11 protein-coding genes are annotated in these 15,208 nt (G+C 62.1%); 7 read left to right on the forward strand and 4 right to left on the reverse strand.

Annotated elements, in window-relative coordinates; translation table 11 throughout:
• Positions 1 to 33: 33 nt before the first annotated feature.
• Entirely contained in the window at positions 34 to 1,176 is a 1,143-nt protein-coding gene (locus RWT78_RS11200; RefSeq protein WP_314675654.1) for an acyl-CoA dehydrogenase family protein, read from the reverse strand.
• A gap of 57 nt (positions 1,177 to 1,233) precedes the next feature.
• On the opposite strand from RWT78_RS11200, the gene RWT78_RS11205 reads away from it, so the two are divergent.
• Both RWT78_RS11205 and RWT78_RS11210 read left to right on the forward strand, forming a co-directional pair.
• Positions 1,234 to 1,812 carry a TetR/AcrR family transcriptional regulator gene (locus RWT78_RS11205; protein ID WP_019747559.1) on the forward strand — a complete coding sequence of 193 codons (579 nt, stop codon included), beginning with the start codon at positions 1,234 to 1,236 and terminating at the stop codon, positions 1,810 to 1,812.
• Between the two features lie 22 nt (positions 1,813 to 1,834).
• The gene (locus RWT78_RS11210; protein ID WP_003940967.1) at positions 1,835 to 2,392 is read left to right on the forward strand and encodes an NADPH-dependent FMN reductase; all 558 of its coding nucleotides are present in this window, start codon (positions 1,835 to 1,837) and stop codon (positions 2,390 to 2,392) included.
• Positions 2,393 to 2,408: 16 nt separating this feature from the next.
• On the opposite strand, the gene eccE is transcribed toward RWT78_RS11210, so the two are convergent.
• Entirely contained in the window at positions 2,409 to 4,049 is a 1,641-nt protein-coding gene (gene eccE, locus RWT78_RS11215; protein WP_314675657.1) for a type VII secretion protein EccE, read from the reverse strand.
• Between the two features lie 96 nt (positions 4,050 to 4,145).
• Here eccE and eccB point away from each other — a divergent pair, with 96 nt between their 5' ends.
• Entirely contained in the window at positions 4,146 to 5,612 is a 1,467-nt protein-coding gene (eccB, locus tag RWT78_RS11220) for a type VII secretion protein EccB (RefSeq protein ID WP_314675659.1), read from the forward strand.
• A 14-nt stretch (positions 5,613 to 5,626) separates the two neighbouring features.
• On the opposite strand, the gene mycP is transcribed toward eccB, so the two are convergent.
• Together mycP and eccD are read right to left on the reverse strand one after the other, a co-directional pair.
• A complete protein-coding gene (mycP, locus tag RWT78_RS11225) occupies positions 5,627 to 7,039 on the reverse strand; it encodes a type VII secretion-associated serine protease mycosin (RefSeq protein ID WP_314675660.1) in 1,413 nt (470 codons plus the stop codon).
• A 14-nt stretch (positions 7,040 to 7,053) separates the two neighbouring features.
• The gene (gene eccD / locus RWT78_RS11230; RefSeq protein WP_314675661.1) at positions 7,054 to 8,520 is read right to left on the reverse strand and encodes a type VII secretion integral membrane protein EccD; all 1,467 of its coding nucleotides are present in this window, start codon (positions 8,518 to 8,520) and stop codon (positions 7,054 to 7,056) included.
• Between the two features lie 235 nt (positions 8,521 to 8,755).
• Here eccD and eccCa point away from each other — a divergent pair, with 235 nt between their 5' ends.
• The 4 genes from eccCa (at position 8,756) to RWT78_RS11250 (ending at position 15,142) form a co-directional block, all read left to right on the forward strand.
• A complete protein-coding gene (gene eccCa / locus RWT78_RS11235; protein ID WP_314675663.1) occupies positions 8,756 to 12,760 on the forward strand; it encodes a type VII secretion protein EccCa in 4,005 nt (1,334 codons plus the stop codon).
• Between the two features lie 56 nt (positions 12,761 to 12,816).
• Positions 12,817 to 14,259, forward strand: a complete 1,443-nt coding sequence (locus RWT78_RS11240; RefSeq protein WP_314675664.1) for a type VII secretion-associated protein — start codon at positions 12,817 to 12,819, stop codon at positions 14,257 to 14,259.
• A 183-nt stretch (positions 14,260 to 14,442) separates the two neighbouring features.
• Positions 14,443 to 14,748 carry a WXG100 family type VII secretion target gene (locus RWT78_RS11245; RefSeq protein WP_003940986.1) on the forward strand — a complete coding sequence of 102 codons (306 nt, stop codon included), beginning with the start codon at positions 14,443 to 14,445 and terminating at the stop codon, positions 14,746 to 14,748.
• A gap of 100 nt (positions 14,749 to 14,848) precedes the next feature.
• A complete protein-coding gene (locus RWT78_RS11250) occupies positions 14,849 to 15,142 on the forward strand; it encodes a WXG100 family type VII secretion target (RefSeq protein WP_003940975.1) in 294 nt (97 codons plus the stop codon).
• Positions 15,143 to 15,208: the final 66 nt, after the last annotated feature.

Here is a 15,208-nt window from a genome sequence, read left to right on the forward strand (position 1 = left end):
CACTCTGTGTGGGAGGGCATTCGTATCGGGGGGCTATCCCGCCAGTTGGCGCGCGATGACCAATCGCTGAATCTGGTTGGTGCCCTCGAAGATCTGCGTGATCTTGGCCTCGCGCATGTAGCGCTCGACGGGGAAGTCCTGGGTGTATCCGTACCCGCCGAATACCTGAACGGCGTCGGTGGTGACCTTCATTGCCGCGTCGGTGGCCACGAGCTTGGCGACGCTCGCGTTGCGTGAATACGGAACTCCGGCGTCGCGGCGGCGCGCTGCATCGAGGTAGGTGGCTCGCGCGGAGTCGACTGCGGCAGCCATGTCCGCGAGCACGAAACCGAGTCCCTGGTGATCGATGATCCGCTTGCCGAATGCCTTGCGCTCCTTCGCGTAAGCGACCGCGTCGTCGAGCGCGCCTTGAGCGATTCCGACGGCAACGGCAGCGATTCCGAGTCGGCCGGAGTCGAGAGCGCTGAAGGCGATCGGCAGCCCCTGGCCGCGCTGACCGATCAATCGCTCCTCAGGAATGAAGGCGTCGTCGTAGTTCGCGAAGGCAGTGGGGACCGCGCGTAGCCCCATCTTCTCTTCGGGTTTTCCGAAGCTGAGGCCTTCGGTGTCCTTGTCCACCAGGAGACAGGAGACGCCGCGTGAACCGTCGTCACTGGTGCGTGCGAAGAGGTTGTAGAAGTCCGCCTTGCCGCCGTTGGTGATCCAGGCTTTCGAACCGTTGACGCGGTAGCCACCGTCGGTGGGCGTCGCCTTGCACGACAACGCGGCGGCGTCGGATCCGGCCTGCGCTTCGGAAAGGCTGTACGCGCCGATGGTGTTGCCGCCCAGCATGTCCGGTAGCCAGCGTTTCTTCTGTTCGTCGGTGCCGAAGGTGAACAGCGGGAAGCACGACAGGCTGTGCACGCTCACCGCCACTGCAACCGCTGCCCAGCGTGAGGCGATCTCTTCGAGCACTTGGAGGTACACCTCGTACGGCTGATCGCCGCCGCCGAACTCCTCGGGATACGGAAGGCTCAGCAGGCCCGCCTGTCCGAGTGCGGGGAACACTCCGTCTGGATACTTCTCGGCCTTCTCGTATTCGTTGACCTTGGGCGCGAGTACCTTGTCCGCGACATCACGCGTCAGTTCGATGAGATCGCGAGCTTCTTGGCTGGGCATCAGGCGTTCGACGGGCACGGTCGGCTCCTAGCTAGGTAATAGTACTGAGAACGATACTGCAGTACTGTTGTAGGTATGGCAAGGCTGGTTCACAAGACGACTGCGCGCAGGGCAGAGTTGTTCGATCAATTGGTCCAACTGTTCTTGAGTGAGGGTTTCGCCCACCTCACGCTCGACGAGATCTCAGCTCGTCTGCACTGCTCCAAGAGCACCTTGTACACCGTGGCGGCCGGCAAAGAGGATCTGGTGCGGGCTGTGACAGTGCACTTCTTCCGGGCGGCGACCGATGCAGTGGAGAGTGCAGTCGCCGCCGAAACGGCCCCGCCTCGTCGAGTCGCGGTGTATCTCGAAGCAGTGGGTGATCGGCTGTCCGCGGCGTCCAGTCAGTTCATGGAAGACCTGGCCGAATCGGTGTCGGCGAGCCAGGTCTACGAGAAGAACACGTCGATCGCTGCTGATCGTGTGCGATCGCTCATCGTCGAGGGAGTCGATTCGGGCGCATTCCGGCAGGTACACGCATCATTTGTCGCCGATGCCGCTGCGGCGACGATGGTTCGGATCCAGCAACGCGCGGTCTACCGGGCAACTGGTCTGGACGATGCCAGCGCTTATCGGGAACTGGCAGCACTCATCACGGACGGGATCACTGCGTGATCAGTCGCTAGCATCGACGTTCATGGCACCTTTGAACGTCGAAGTCATCGTAGGTTCGGTCCGCGAGGGGCGAATGGGACGAGCAGTGGCGGACTGGTTTGTCGAGCGCGCAACCGCGAACCCGTCGTGGAACGTATCGGTGATCGACCTCAGAGAGCTGTCGTTGCCCCAGGATTTCTCGGATTCACCTGCCACGGAGGTTTTCCGCCGGCGAATCGGGCGCGCCGACGCTGTTGTCGCCGTGACCTCCGAATACAACCACGGGTATCCGGCTGCTCTCAAGACCGCATTCGATTCGGTGAAACACGAGTGGCGTGCCAAGCCGATCGGATTCGTGTCCTACGGCGGGATTTCAGGTGGTGTTCGGGCCGTCGAGCAACTGAGGCAAGTGGTGGCGGAGTTGCACATGGTCTCGGTGCGTCAAAGCGTGACCATTCACCGGGTGCGTAAGCAATTCGGACACGAGCCGTACGGCGTCGATTCGATTGCGATCGATGCAAGCGAGAAGATGATTCGTGAATTGGATTGGTGGGGAAGCGGATTGCGGATGCAACGTGCAAGTGATCCCTATCCCGGCTGATCTTGGACATACGCGATCACGCCATCTGGTGAGCGTCGCCGGCTCGAGGACGGCCGATGAACGATGTCTCGGAAGCGATGGTCACCAGAGTCAGGTCGACGCGCGTGCGGCCGGTTTCGACCGTGATCTTGTCACCGAGTGCGAATGGCTGGACTATCGAGATTTCAGGGTCGATCCGAGGCCATTGGCGTGGATGTCCGTACACATAGATTGCGGTCACGCCGGCACGCGGAGATAACCCCTCGACGCCGTCGAATACGACAGTGTTGAAGGCGCCCTCAGGCCCACCGCCCTGCCCGGACACGCGGAGTCGGTCAGGCACTCCCATCGAGTCGGTGAGCGCGGTCCACGCTTGCGGTCGATCGGTGTGGACGAGGACCAGTGCGCCGGTCGCGATGGCTCGAAAGATCAACTGCTGAGCCAGATAGAGTTCGCCGGCGACAAGAACGATGTTGACGCCCGGCCCCGAAATTCTGGCCGCGACACCGTGCCCGTTTCGGTCCGAGCCGATGAGTTGGCCGCACCCGGCGAGAGGTAGAGCGAGTGAGTCGAGTGCGCCCCCGTCCATGCGAACGTCCGGCGTGATGCCGTCCAGCGCGGCCAATGCGGTTGGCAAGTTGGTCAGCAATCCGTCGCGCTGGCGCCCACGTAGCGAGACCAAACCGGCCAGCGGTGCGTTCTCAGGTGGATTGCGCGTGGTGAAGCGACATGTCGCGCTGACCTTCGCCTCTCCGCGTTCGCCATTGGGGCGCAACCGAATTGTCACGGATGTCCCGACCGTTGCCACTGCCCATATTCGAGTTAGGGTCGAGGCGGTGATGAAACGGGGCTCAATCCCGTATCCCACGTTGGACACGCCGGGCAAGGGGGTACTTCGCCACGTTTCGGTGACCTCGTTGCTGGCCACTCCTCTGGTCACCTGGGCCGTGGACGAGGCAATTTCCGGTGCGGTCAGGATCCGCGCCTTGCATCCTGCTGTATCGAGAACCCGGATGACACGATTGGCGGCAACAGCGATCGCGCGGCCCGCGCCCTGTTCGCCCCCGCCGCGGCGCTCGACTGCTGCAGAACCCTCGAGAGCGTCGAAACGTAGTGCAAGCCAAACGCTTCTTGTTGCGGTGGCCGGCAATGGTCCGATGAGACGTTCGTAGACTTCGGTGGCCGGGGTCCCGGATGCGGCGCGATATCCGTGACTGACAATGTCGATGCCGGTGAGCGAGATGTCGTGCTGATGAAGACAATCCACGAGCGCAGCCGTGGGCAGAAGGTGGGACGCGTCGAACGAATGACGCCCGATCCTGGTCAGGTAGTTGCGTGGGGGAGCGATCTCGACGACAGCGACGAGTGAAGATCCGTCCACCCGCAGCCCGATCGACTGCTCGGAGGGGGTGTGAAAACTGACGATCGTTCCGCCGTCCACGTCCTTGTGGCGAAGATAGCGAAAGTACCTGGCAATCCAGGACATTACCGACCAACCGCCAACATGGAGCAGCATTGATCCTGCAACCACACAACCAATTGCCAGCGCCCAGAGCCAATCCAGCCCACTGACCATCGCGATTCCGCCCGCACCGATTCCGACAATCTGTGCCGACACGAATTCGCGTGCCGAAATCCTGTGCGACGACGGCCAATGCTTCAACCGCGATCGGTCCACGGTTCCTCCCCGATACCTGACCTGCCTACTACCCGAAATTTCCGCCCCAGCGAAACTGTACTGTGTCCTCGCAAGGGGATGTAAGGCACGGGGGGAATGATGGCTGCAACACCTACCACGCGCTGGCAGGTCAACGGATACCGTTTCTTGGTCAGACGGATGGAACATGCGCTGGTCAGACGAGACGTCCGGATGCTTCATGATCCGATGCGATCACAGTCGCGCGCCTTCATCGTCGGAATAGTCCTCGCCGCACTGGGATTGGCAGGTTGCGCAGTACTCGCCCTCTTTCGGCCACAAGACAAGATCGGTGATGCCGACATTGTGGTCGCGAAAGAATCGGGCGCAATGTTCGTCGCCATGGAGGGTACTTTTCACCCTGTGCTGAACTTGGCTTCCGCTCGACTGATTCTGGGTTCGCCAGGAAAACCGGCAATGGTCAAGGCATCCGAGGTCGAGGCGAAACCCCGGGGCGCGCTCGTCGGCATTCCCGGCGCACCGTCCGCGCTGCCGGAATCGGCCGACCCGACCAACGCCTTGTGGACGGTATGCGATTCCGTTGGATCCGACGGCAGAAGGTCGTTGACGACTTCGGTCTTGGTCGGCTCGTCCAATGTCGGTGAAAACGCGACATATCTGACGAATGACCGTGGATTTCTGGTGAAGTCGGGTTCCGATCACTTTCTCGTGTACGACGGGAAGCGAGCGGCAATCGACGTGGACAATCCGGCGATCATGCGGGCTTTGGGACTGGAAGGGGCAAAGGCGCGTCCGATCAGTACCGGATTCCTCAATTCGATTCCCGAAGTCCCGCGCGTCGAGGCTCCGCGCATTCCCGAACTGGGATCAGTGCCCCGGTTTCCTCTGCAGAACAAGACTGTCGGCTCCGTCATCCAGGTTTCGGTGGGTGCGGACCCGCAGTATTACGTGGTACTCGAGAACGGGATCCAGAAGATCGGTGCGGCGCTCGCCCAACTGATCTACTTCTCGGATTCGCAGGGCGCCACCGGGATCACGAGCGTCACCCCTGATGCCATCAGTCGTATCCCCTCGGTGAGTGAGCTGGCCGTCGACTCGTTGCCGCTGGTGGCTCCAGCGGTCGTCGACGATCACGACGCACCTGTCGGCTGTCTGGAATGGGCTCCCTCACCTGCCGTCGAGGGCGGCGAAAGTCGTTCTGCGACGCTGAAACTCATCGCTGGATTGCAGGTTCCGACCCCGGAGGGTGGCAAGTTGGTGTCATTGGCGCAGGCGGACGGATCGGGTGACAATCTCGACAGCGTCCATGTCGAACAGGGCTTCGGCGGGTTTGTTCAAGCGACCGGAATCGAGGCGAACAGCACCAGGCACGACGGAGTGTTCTACGTAGCCGATACCGGTGTGAAGTACGGCGTACCGGACGAAACCTCCGCTCGCGCGCTCGGATTGACGCGAACGCCTGATCGCGCGCCTTGGCAGATGCTCGACCTACTTGCATCAGGCCCCGCGCTCGAGAAGAGCAATGCACTGATAGCTCACGACGGAATCGCCCCCGATACAGCGCCGGCCGCTCCGGTGAACTGAACACTGCTGACGGTTCAGGGATCGATTTTCTGGCGTTCGGGAAGATGCCGACGAATTACTCGACGAAGAGGCATCGATGCCAACAGCGTCAGTAGGGCGAGGGTGCCGACCGTTCCGGCTCCGACGAGTGCCGTGTCGCGAGATCGGTTGTCGGGGGTCGGCGGCGTGGGTAGGGGATCGATCGACACCGACTGATGGTTGACCTTGACGCGTTCTCCTGGGGCCAATTCGCCCGTCACTGCCGCAAGTGGATCGATGACGCCGTGACCGACGTAGGGATTCCAACCCTGCGCCGGAGCGTGGGCGGTGGCTTCGATACGTTGCATGACCTGAAGCGCCGTCAGTTCCGGGTGAACCGACCGGACCAGTGCGGCGGTTGCCGCGACAAAGGGCGCAGCGAAACTGGTCCCGTTGAACGACTGTACGGCGCCGTCGGAGCCGTACACCCCGTTGGTCAGACCGGGCGACGTCGGGTGAAGTGAGGTGATTCCGGTGCCGGGCGCCGCCACGTCGACCCACGGACCGCCGAGGCTGAAGGAACTGGCGGCGCCATTGGGGTCTACCGACCCGACCGTGAGGACATAGTCGTCGTACCAAGCCGGACTGGCAATCGTCGCAACCGAGTTCCATGGATCGGCTAAGGGGTCGACGGGATCTGGCGGCGGATTCTGGTTCTTGCAACCTCCGGATCCGACGTTCCCTGCAGCTGCGACGACTACGACGTTCTTCGCGATCGTGGCGTATTCGATTGCAGCGCCGAGTCGTTGGTCGTTGATCCCGTCCCCGGCAGGCTTGCAGGCGACTTCGGAGATGTTGATGACGCTTGCACCCATGTCCGCAGCGTGACGGACGGCCGATGCCATGGTGTCGACGTTTCCGTACCCGGATGAGTTCTCGGCTACAGCAGGGTCTTCGCGTTGGCCGGCCACCGAGAAGGCGGCACTGGACTGCCTGATCGAAATTATCTGTGCGTCAGGCGCAGCTCCGGAGAATCCGGAACCCTCGACTTGCTGGGCGGCGATGAGACCGGCCACGACAGTTCCGTGTGCGTCACAATCGTCGGTGCCGTCGGAGGTACCGACGTAATCACCGCCGCCGTCGAGCGATGGCAGCCGGGGATGTCTGCTGACACCGGTGTCGATGACAGCAATTCGCTGTCCTGCCCCTCTGGTGATCGGCCACACAGAATCGAATCCCAGATCTCGTTGAGAACGTGGAATGTCCGCACCGTCACCACCTGCCACGGCTGGGACGCACAGGGTTCGTTGTTCGGTGGGTTGTCGAGGTGCAGGCGGACCGTCCTCGGGCAGCATTGCAGGATCGATGGGGGAGGGAACCGCGCTCGATGCGCCACCTGCCCCGGCGAGAACGCTGAAGGCAACGATCACGAGACTGGCGCAGATGTTTGTTGCACGTCGAATCACCATCGATCACCGATCGCTCAGAGGCCACGCATGAGCGCGAAGAGGCCACTGACCCAGCAGATCAGCGGAACGATTGCTGTAATCGCAGCGAGGTCCAACAGCTCGGCAGCGCGTCGCATCACGGGGCTGAATGTGTTCTGGGGGGCAAGGATTCCCAGAACCAGTGCCAGGAGGAGAACGGTCATCGTGATGGCGAAGACGACCAATGCATGGTCGCGATGGGTCCATGCCATGTCGCCCAGGAGAACGAGAATCACCGAGATGCCTGCCGCGACGAGTGGCACAGCCTGCTGTGCGCCCGCGTAGGTGCGCCCGCGAAACATCAGCACGACGGCCGTCGCGAATGCGAGAGCAAGATTCGGCCAGACGATCCCCTGACCAGGCCAGGACCACGCGAGTGCGACGGCAGCGACGAGCGCGACCACTGACGTGGCCACGATCAGCCCGGTCAGATAGCTACGCGCCCGCCCTGCCCTTTCCGCCAACTCGGTCAGCCCGGGTAGTTCGGGTTCGGGCAGTCCGTCGCGGTCGTCGTCGAGGGGATTACTCGGCGTCGGAACAGGGGGAAGCGGTAGTCGCGCGAACAACATCGACAGTCGAGCGGTGAACGTGAGAACGATCAATGCGGCGGCAATCACCGCGCCGCTGACGGTCGCGGTGCGCGCCTCGGGAAGCGTGGTAGTGACGGCAAAGGTGCCCACCGCCGCGAGAAGGACGACGAGAAGTGCTGTGAAGACAGCTAATCCGGCGCCGCACAAGCGGAAGCAGATCAGAGTTACCGCAGCGGCAGATGCCGAACCGAGAAGCAGATGAGCCGAAAGAACAGTGCCGGGCACGCAGAGTGCGCCGGAGACGAACGCCAGTGGCACCGAAGCGCATCCGAGCGTGACGGAACTTCCAGAGTCTCCGTACACCCGCGCTGCCACGACGGCGGCGACGGTGAGCACCAAAGACGTCACTCCGCCGCAGACGGCGCCGATCAGTCCCGTGTCGCCGAGGACCAGGGCGAGGGCCGCGACGAGCGCAGCGACGAGGGCGGCGGTCGAGCCGACAATGCGCGCGGTGACCGGAGTCCAGCGTCGGTAGACGTCCGCATCCGTGGCCGCGACGGTGTACATGATGTCGTCGAAGAGTGGGGGCGGGGCAGCGGTGTCCGAGGCCTCGAGTACGAGCAATTCTCCATCGCGGATTCCGTGCTCGTGCAGCGACAGCGTCGGTGCCAGCGGTGCCCTGCCGACTTTCGACAGAGTCCAGTCGACGGGCTCGAATTGTTCGGTGGTGTGGTCGAACTCGTTGAAATTGCTGTGGTTGACAATTGTGTCCACAATGCCCGGAATGACCACGGTGAGTGGAACACGAAGCGGCACCGCAAGATCCACCTGCGAATGGGCTGAAAGTACCGTCAACCTGCACAGTTCGGCAGAATGACTCGCGCCTCGTCCGTTTCCGGTGTTCGCAGCGCTGGTTGTAGTGGTGCTGGTCAAGATCTGTCCCCTCCCATGACGCGATTCCCCCTTCGCGTCACCCCAGTTCACCCGAACAATACGACATGAACTGCGCGCCTGTATCGGAGACAGCGCCGACAACAGGTGGCACCGACCCGAGTGTCGGTGTTGTGATCTACTCTCTTGCAATTGCGCGAGTACGCCTTGGGGGGCCGGCGGTAGTCGGACGAGGCGTCTGGCGGCAACAGCTGCAGCACCGATGGGGGTGGGTGAATTGAGCACTGTCAGATTTGCGCGTCGAGCACGCCGTGAATCGCCGCGCACACCGGGCGGCGAGGTGACGCTTCAGCCCCCACCGGAGATACCTCGCGTCACGCCGGGAAACCTACTGACCAAACTACTTCCGGTGATCATGGTGGTTGCCATGATCGGCATGGTGGCGCTGATGTTCTCTTCCGGCATGGCGCGCAATCCGATGTCCCTGCTGTTTCCGGTCATGATGATGGTGTCGATGCTCGGAATGCTCGCCGGGGGCGGTCGTAGCGGTGGAGCAAGAGCGTCCGAAGCGAACGAGGACCGCAAGGACTACCTCCGGTACCTGGATCAGATGCGTAGTGATGTTGCTGCGACGACTGGTGCGCAGCGTGCTGCTCTCGAGTGGAGCAATCCCGAGCCGTCGCTGCTCTGGACACTGGCCGGGACTGTGCGGATGTGGGAGCGTCAGATCACCGACTCGGACTACTGCCACGTTCGGGTAGGTCTGGGTACACAGCGATTGGCCACCAGACTCGTGTCTCCGGAGACCGGGCCGGTCGAGGATCTCGAACCCGTCGCTGCTGTCTCACTTCGGCGATTCGTCCGTGCACATTCGGTTGTGCAGGACCTGCCGACCGCCGTCTCGCTTCGCGGATTTGCTGCGATGTCCATCGAGGGGCAGAGAGATTCCGCTCGTGCGCTCGTCCGCTCGATGTTGATGCAACTGTGCACATTCCACGGTCCGGACACGCTCCAAGTTGCGGTGGTGTGCGGTCCCGATACCGAATCCGAGTGGGAGTGGGTCAAGTGGCTCCCACACGTGCAACACCCGCAGTCTCAGGACGGCACCGGCACTGCACGCATGGTGTTCGGTTCGTATCTCGAATTCGAAAGTTCCCTCGGGGAACCGCTTTCGATGCGTGCTCGATTCGCTCGCAACACTCCAGCCAGTGCGGGCGTTCCGCATCTCGTGCTGGTCGTGGACGGTGGCTTGCTCGAAGGTGACACCGGCCTGTTGTCCGAATCCGGGCTCGACTCGGTGACCGTCCTCGACCTGTGCGGGTTCTGCCCGCGGCTGGTGGCGACGCGTGGTTTGCGACTGGTCGTCGGTAGCGATCAGATCGGCGCGGTGAGCAGCGCAGGAGTTGAGAACTTTGCGAGGCCTGACGCTGCGACGACGAGCCTGGCGCAGGCGTTCGGCCGTCGCATCGCACCGTTCCGTGCGGCATCGCAGAATGCCGTCGACGCAGCTGACGACGACCGATCCCTTCGGACGTGGAGCCAGATGTTGGGGATAGGAAACATTGCGAGGTTCAATCCTGAGCATGGCTGGCTTCCACGTCAGGGACGCGACCGACTCCGCGTGCCGATCGGTGTCGGACAAGACGGAAACCCCGTCGAACTGGATCTGAAGGAGTCGGCCGAGAACGGTATGGGTCCGCACGGGCTGTGTATCGGAGCCACCGGTTCTGGCAAGTCGGAGTTCCTGCGAACCTTGGTGCTCGGCCTGATCGCGACCCACTCTCCCGACGCACTGAACCTCGTCCTGATCGACTTCAAAGGTGGTGCAACCTTTCTCGGCCTCGAGGAGGCACCGCATGTTGCTGCGATCATCACCAACCTTGCCGAGGAATTGGCGATGGTCGATCGTATGAAGGACGCGCTCGCCGGCGAAATGAATCGTCGACAAGAACTGTTGCGTGCGGCAGGAAACTTCGCAAACGTGTCCGATTACGAGAGGGCGAGGCTGGCCGGCGCTGCACTCGATCCGTTACCGGCACTCTTCGTGGTCGTCGACGAGTTTTCCGAACTGCTCAGTCAACAGCCGGAATTTGCCGAATTGTTCGTGGCCATCGGGCGATTGGGCAGGTCACTTCACATTCACCTGCTGCTGGCCAGTCAGCGACTCGACGAAGGAAAGCTTCGGGGTCTCGACAGCCATCTTTCGTATCGCGTCGGGTTGAAAACGTTCTCGGCGAACGAGTCTCGTTCCGTCCTCGGCGTTCCCGATGCTTATCACCTTCCGGGTACACCCGGTGCGGGATACCTGAAGTCCGATTCTGCTGAGATCGTTCGCTTCCAAGGTGCGTACGTGTCAGGCCCGTACGAGGGCGAGCGGATCGTGCCCACTCGATTCTCGGTCGATTCCCCCGTCGAACTGGCGCCGCTGCCGTTTACCGCGAAGCCCGTGATCGGACCAGAGGCCGTTGTCGTTCCCGTCGAGCCCGACGTCGTCGACATGGGTGAAATCGGTGACGATGCACGTACTCTCATGGGAGTCCTCGTAGACCGCATGCGCGGTCACGGTCCACGTGCGCATGAAGTGTGGCTCCCGCCGCTCGAGTCATCTCCGACGCTTGACCAGTTGTTGCCGCGGTGGGCGACCGGTGATCAACCTCGCGGAAATCTGAGCGCACCCTTCGGCATAGTCGACAGGCCGTTCGATCAGCGCCGCGATCTACTCGTCGCCGATCTCAACGGATCGACGGGCAACCTCGCGATTGTCGGCGGCCCGCAGTCGGGAAAGTCGACGGCGTTGCGCACGTTGATCTTGTCTCTGAGCATGACGCACACGCCGGAACAGATTCAGTTCTACTGCCTCGACTTCGGCGGTGGAACGCTCCTCGGATTGAAAGATCTGCCGCACGTCGGATCGGTGGCAAACCGCTTGGATTCCGACCGCGTCCGGCGCACAGTTGCCGAGGTACTCGGTGTGGTCGCCAAACGGGAGCGACTGTTTCGTGACCTCGGCATCGAATCGATGGCCGATTTCCGTAGATTGCGAACAGTTGATCCCGCCGGGGAAGGTGAGGCTGCGGGACTCCGAGAGGACCCGTACGGTGACGTCTTCCTCGTCGTCGACGGTTGGCCAAGCGTTCGTTCGGATTTCGAATCACTCGAGCCCCAGATCAACACGCTCGCCGGTCAAGGTTTGTCCTTCGGTGTACACGTGATCGTCACGACGTCGAGGTGGGCCGAGATCCGGCCGGCACTCAAGGATCAACTGGGTACTCGCATAGAACTTCGTTTGGGTGATCCGGGAGATTCGGATGCGGGTCGCCGGAAAGCCGGCCTGGTGCCGGAAGGTCGACCGGGTCGTGGCATCACTCGTGACGGACTCCACCTTCTCACCGGACTACCTCGAATCGACGGCCTACCGGGTAGTGAGAACTCGAGTACGGCTGTGGTGGCGACGGTCGAACGTATTGCAGCCATGTCGAATTCGCGTCCGGCACCCGCCGTGCGGATGCTCCCGGATTTCTACTCGCGGGCGGAACTTCTCGAAGCTGTCGGGACCCGGTGGCCCTCACCGAGTGCGGCCGACGGTCGGTGCCTCACCGTGCCGATCGGGCTCGGTGAGACCGACCTCGCCCCGGTGTACATGGACTTCCGGGAACACCCGCACCTGTTGATATTCGGCGACACCGCGTGTGGGAAGACATCTCTCTTGCGTGGAATAGCCGAAGGGATCATCGCGTCGAACACACCGGCCCAGGCCAAGGTGATCATCGGTGACTATCGGCATTCCCTGCTGGGCGTGGTCGAAGGGAATCACCTCGGCGGGTACTCGACGTCGTCGACGACCTTCGGTGAATTGATGGTCGACTTGGCTCGGATCGTCGCTGCCAGAATGCCGAACGCCGAAACAACGCAGCAGCAATTGCGGGAACGGTCGTGGTGGAGTGGGCCGGAGATTTACGTACTGATCGACGACTACGACCTTGTGGCCACACCGAGTGGAAATCCGGTGGCGCCGTTGCTCGAATACATTCCGCACTCGAAGGACATCGGTTTGCACCTGGTTATTGCCCGCCGTTCCGGTGGTGCGGCCAGAGCACTGTACGAGCCGGTCATTGCGAGAATTCGCGACATGGCGCCGGCCGGATTGATCATGAGCGGAAGCCGTGACGAGGGAAATCTCGTCGGCACTGTCCGCGCGTCGGCGATGCCGGAAGGCCGTGGGGTTTACGTTTCCCGCTCGCAAACCCAACTTGTCCAAGTTCCGTGGATGCCACCGCTGTGACCGCTCCGTCCGCAGTGTCGGTCTCGTTACATTGGGGTGCATCGAATATCTGGGTCGTGTCGGGTCAACGCGAATTCTGTTGCAGTGCAGACCTCCGACGCGAACCGGCGTCGGGCCCCGGTGCGGCCGGCGAGAATGCGATCGATTACATCGACGACGATTATGTCGACGTGGATGGTCGGGTTGTCCCGACAGTCTTGGAGGTGGCCAGGCTGATCTCCAGTGCGATGGACGGGTGCGGAATCGTCGACGCAGACATTCTTCATCTCAGTCATCCCTCGGATTGGGGTGCCCCACGCAGGCGGCGATTGCTCGATGCCGCACGTCGAGTGGCGCACGACGTCGTACTCGTTCCGACGTCGATCGCGGCTGCGAGGTCGGCTCATACGGCTTGGCGATCGCGGTGTGTCGTCCTCGAACTGCGCGGCGGAACGGTGGTCGCTTCTGTTGTCGCTGAGGTCGACGGTGAACTCCGAATCGACGGAACCCAAAGTTCGGAGATCGCAGACGTTGCGGGGTTGTTTTCCGCAATCGGGGATCTATCGGTTCGGGACGCTGTGGTGTTGGTCGGGCCGCGCTCCCATGTTGTTGCGGCTTCGCTCGAACGGGGGTCGACGAATGTTCACGGCCACGCGAGCATCCGAATTCTGGACGAGAGCCGGGTGGCTGCGTCTCTGGTGGATCCTCAGACGCTCGTTCGCCAGACAACCGCGCGGGACAGTTCGGGACGAATCGTCGACAATTCGGCTTTCGGCGCCGGGTGGGTAGGCGATACGGATGGCGCGAAGTCGATTCCTGGCGCGGACTCGAATGCCTCTTCGCCGAGTCGCGTCGGCGGGCGGCGCGGAGGCCGTCGATGGTTCGCGGCGGCGCTTGCGGTGGTCGCCGTCGCCGGTGCGGTCGCAGGAACGGTCGTGGTGTCCACTCGCGATCGAAACGATTCTCGGTTGACGGGGTCGGTCGCAGCCACGGCGGAAGACGAAGTAGAGATCGTGGAGGCGTCGAAAGAGCAGGAAACGCCTGCGCCGAAGACTTCGATCTCGTCGATCGAGTCCGGGGCCACGCCGGAACTTACTCGTGTGGACGTGGGAAGCGTTGCGGCAGAAGTGCCTTCCGATTGGAAGCTTCTGTCGCGAGGGACCTCGAGCGGGCGTACAGATTTGGTACCCGGTTCGGGTGCGGATCGCAAGATCGTGGTCATCGAGAAACGTCTTGCGGAAGGTGTGGGATTCGATTCCGTCGAAGCTGTTTTGCGTCAGCAGTTTTCGACGTTCGAGGACCCATTGCGGTTCGCAGAGTTTGCTGTGCTCGACGATGCCGCAGGAAAACGGGCAGTGGTGTACGTCGAGTTTCCGGACGATTTCTCCGAGGTGCGTTGGCACGTGTACGTCGACAACGGACGGCAAGTGAGTATCGGCTGCCAGTATCTGGTCGGTGAGTGGGGCAGTCTCGAAGCGGACTGCCTGCGGATGTGGCAGTCGGTCGAATTCACACCGTGACCGGATCGGTCGGTTCTGAAATATTCTTCGGTCGGGCCGGAACCGTTGGTACGAAGGTCGCGTCAAAGTATGTGTAGCGCACATCAGGGAGTTCCGCTCGACCCCGGTGCACATCCGACGGACAAAGCCCGTTGTGTGTGATCGCCGATACCGAACGGTACTCACCGAATCCAGGGGGACGACATGGGCTTTACCGCAACTACCGCTGAATTGATCGATTCGGCGGGGACCATCGACGGACATCTCGGTGACATCAGGGGGCTGGTCAACGCTGTTCGGTCGGAGGCCGACGCTTCGCACAATTCGTGGAACGGTGCGGCGCAGGTCGAATACGCAGGAATCATGGAGCGATACAACAGCGCGGCCCTGAAGTTGGACACAGCTCTGACCGACATCTGCGAGCAGATCAAACAGGCCGCGGGAACCTTCGACTCGACCGAAGACGACAACGTCAGCTCGCTTCGCGGCGCGACGGTGAACATGTCTTGACCGCCAGCTCTTCATCGTCCGATCAAGCAATCCTCAGCCAGTAGTTCTCACAAGTTAGTTCTCACAAGTTCTCTCCAGTCACACCGAACCGGGAGCAGTTATGTCCGACAGGATCAAGTACGACTTCGGCGGCCTCGCAATGCTGTCCGATCAGATGAAACAGCAGGCCAAAGCGATCAACGACAAACAGGGCGACATCAAGGTCGTCGTAGACAAGCTGCAAGCAGGCTGGGAAGGGGCAGGTTCCGAAGCGTGGAACGACGCACAGCGTCGCTGGGCCCAGGCTTCCGAAGAACTGAACATGGTTCTCGCGCAGATCGCCGGAGCGACGGCGAGCGGCTCGGAGAAGATGCAGGAAGCTGATCGGATCGCCGCAAACGGATTCGGTCGCTGACAACATCCCATGCCGTGATGACACCCCGCCTGCCCCGGTACCGTCAGGTTGCCGGGGCAGGCACAT

This window comes from uncultured Rhodococcus sp., assembly GCF_963525155.1.
Taxonomy (GTDB): Bacteria; Actinomycetota; Actinomycetes; order Mycobacteriales; family Mycobacteriaceae; genus Rhodococcus_F; species Rhodococcus_F qingshengii.

Coding starts and splice junctions, on each gene's coding strand:
- RWT78_RS11205 (WP_019747559.1), top strand. CDS start 1,234: ATGGCAAGGCTGGTTCACAAGACGACTGCGCGCAGGGCAGAGTTGTTC.
- RWT78_RS11210 (WP_003940967.1), top strand. CDS start 1,835: ATGGCACCTTTGAACGTCGAAGTCATCGTAGGTTCGGTCCGCGAGGGG.
- eccB (WP_314675659.1), top strand. CDS start 4,146: ATGATGGCTGCAACACCTACCACGCGCTGGCAGGTCAACGGATACCGT.
- mycP (WP_314675660.1), bottom strand. CDS start 7,039: ATGGTGATTCGACGTGCAACAAACATCTGCGCCAGTCTCGTGATCGTT.
- RWT78_RS11245 (WP_003940986.1), top strand. CDS start 14,443: ATGGGCTTTACCGCAACTACCGCTGAATTGATCGATTCGGCGGGGACC.
- RWT78_RS11250 (WP_003940975.1), top strand. CDS start 14,849: ATGTCCGACAGGATCAAGTACGACTTCGGCGGCCTCGCAATGCTGTCC.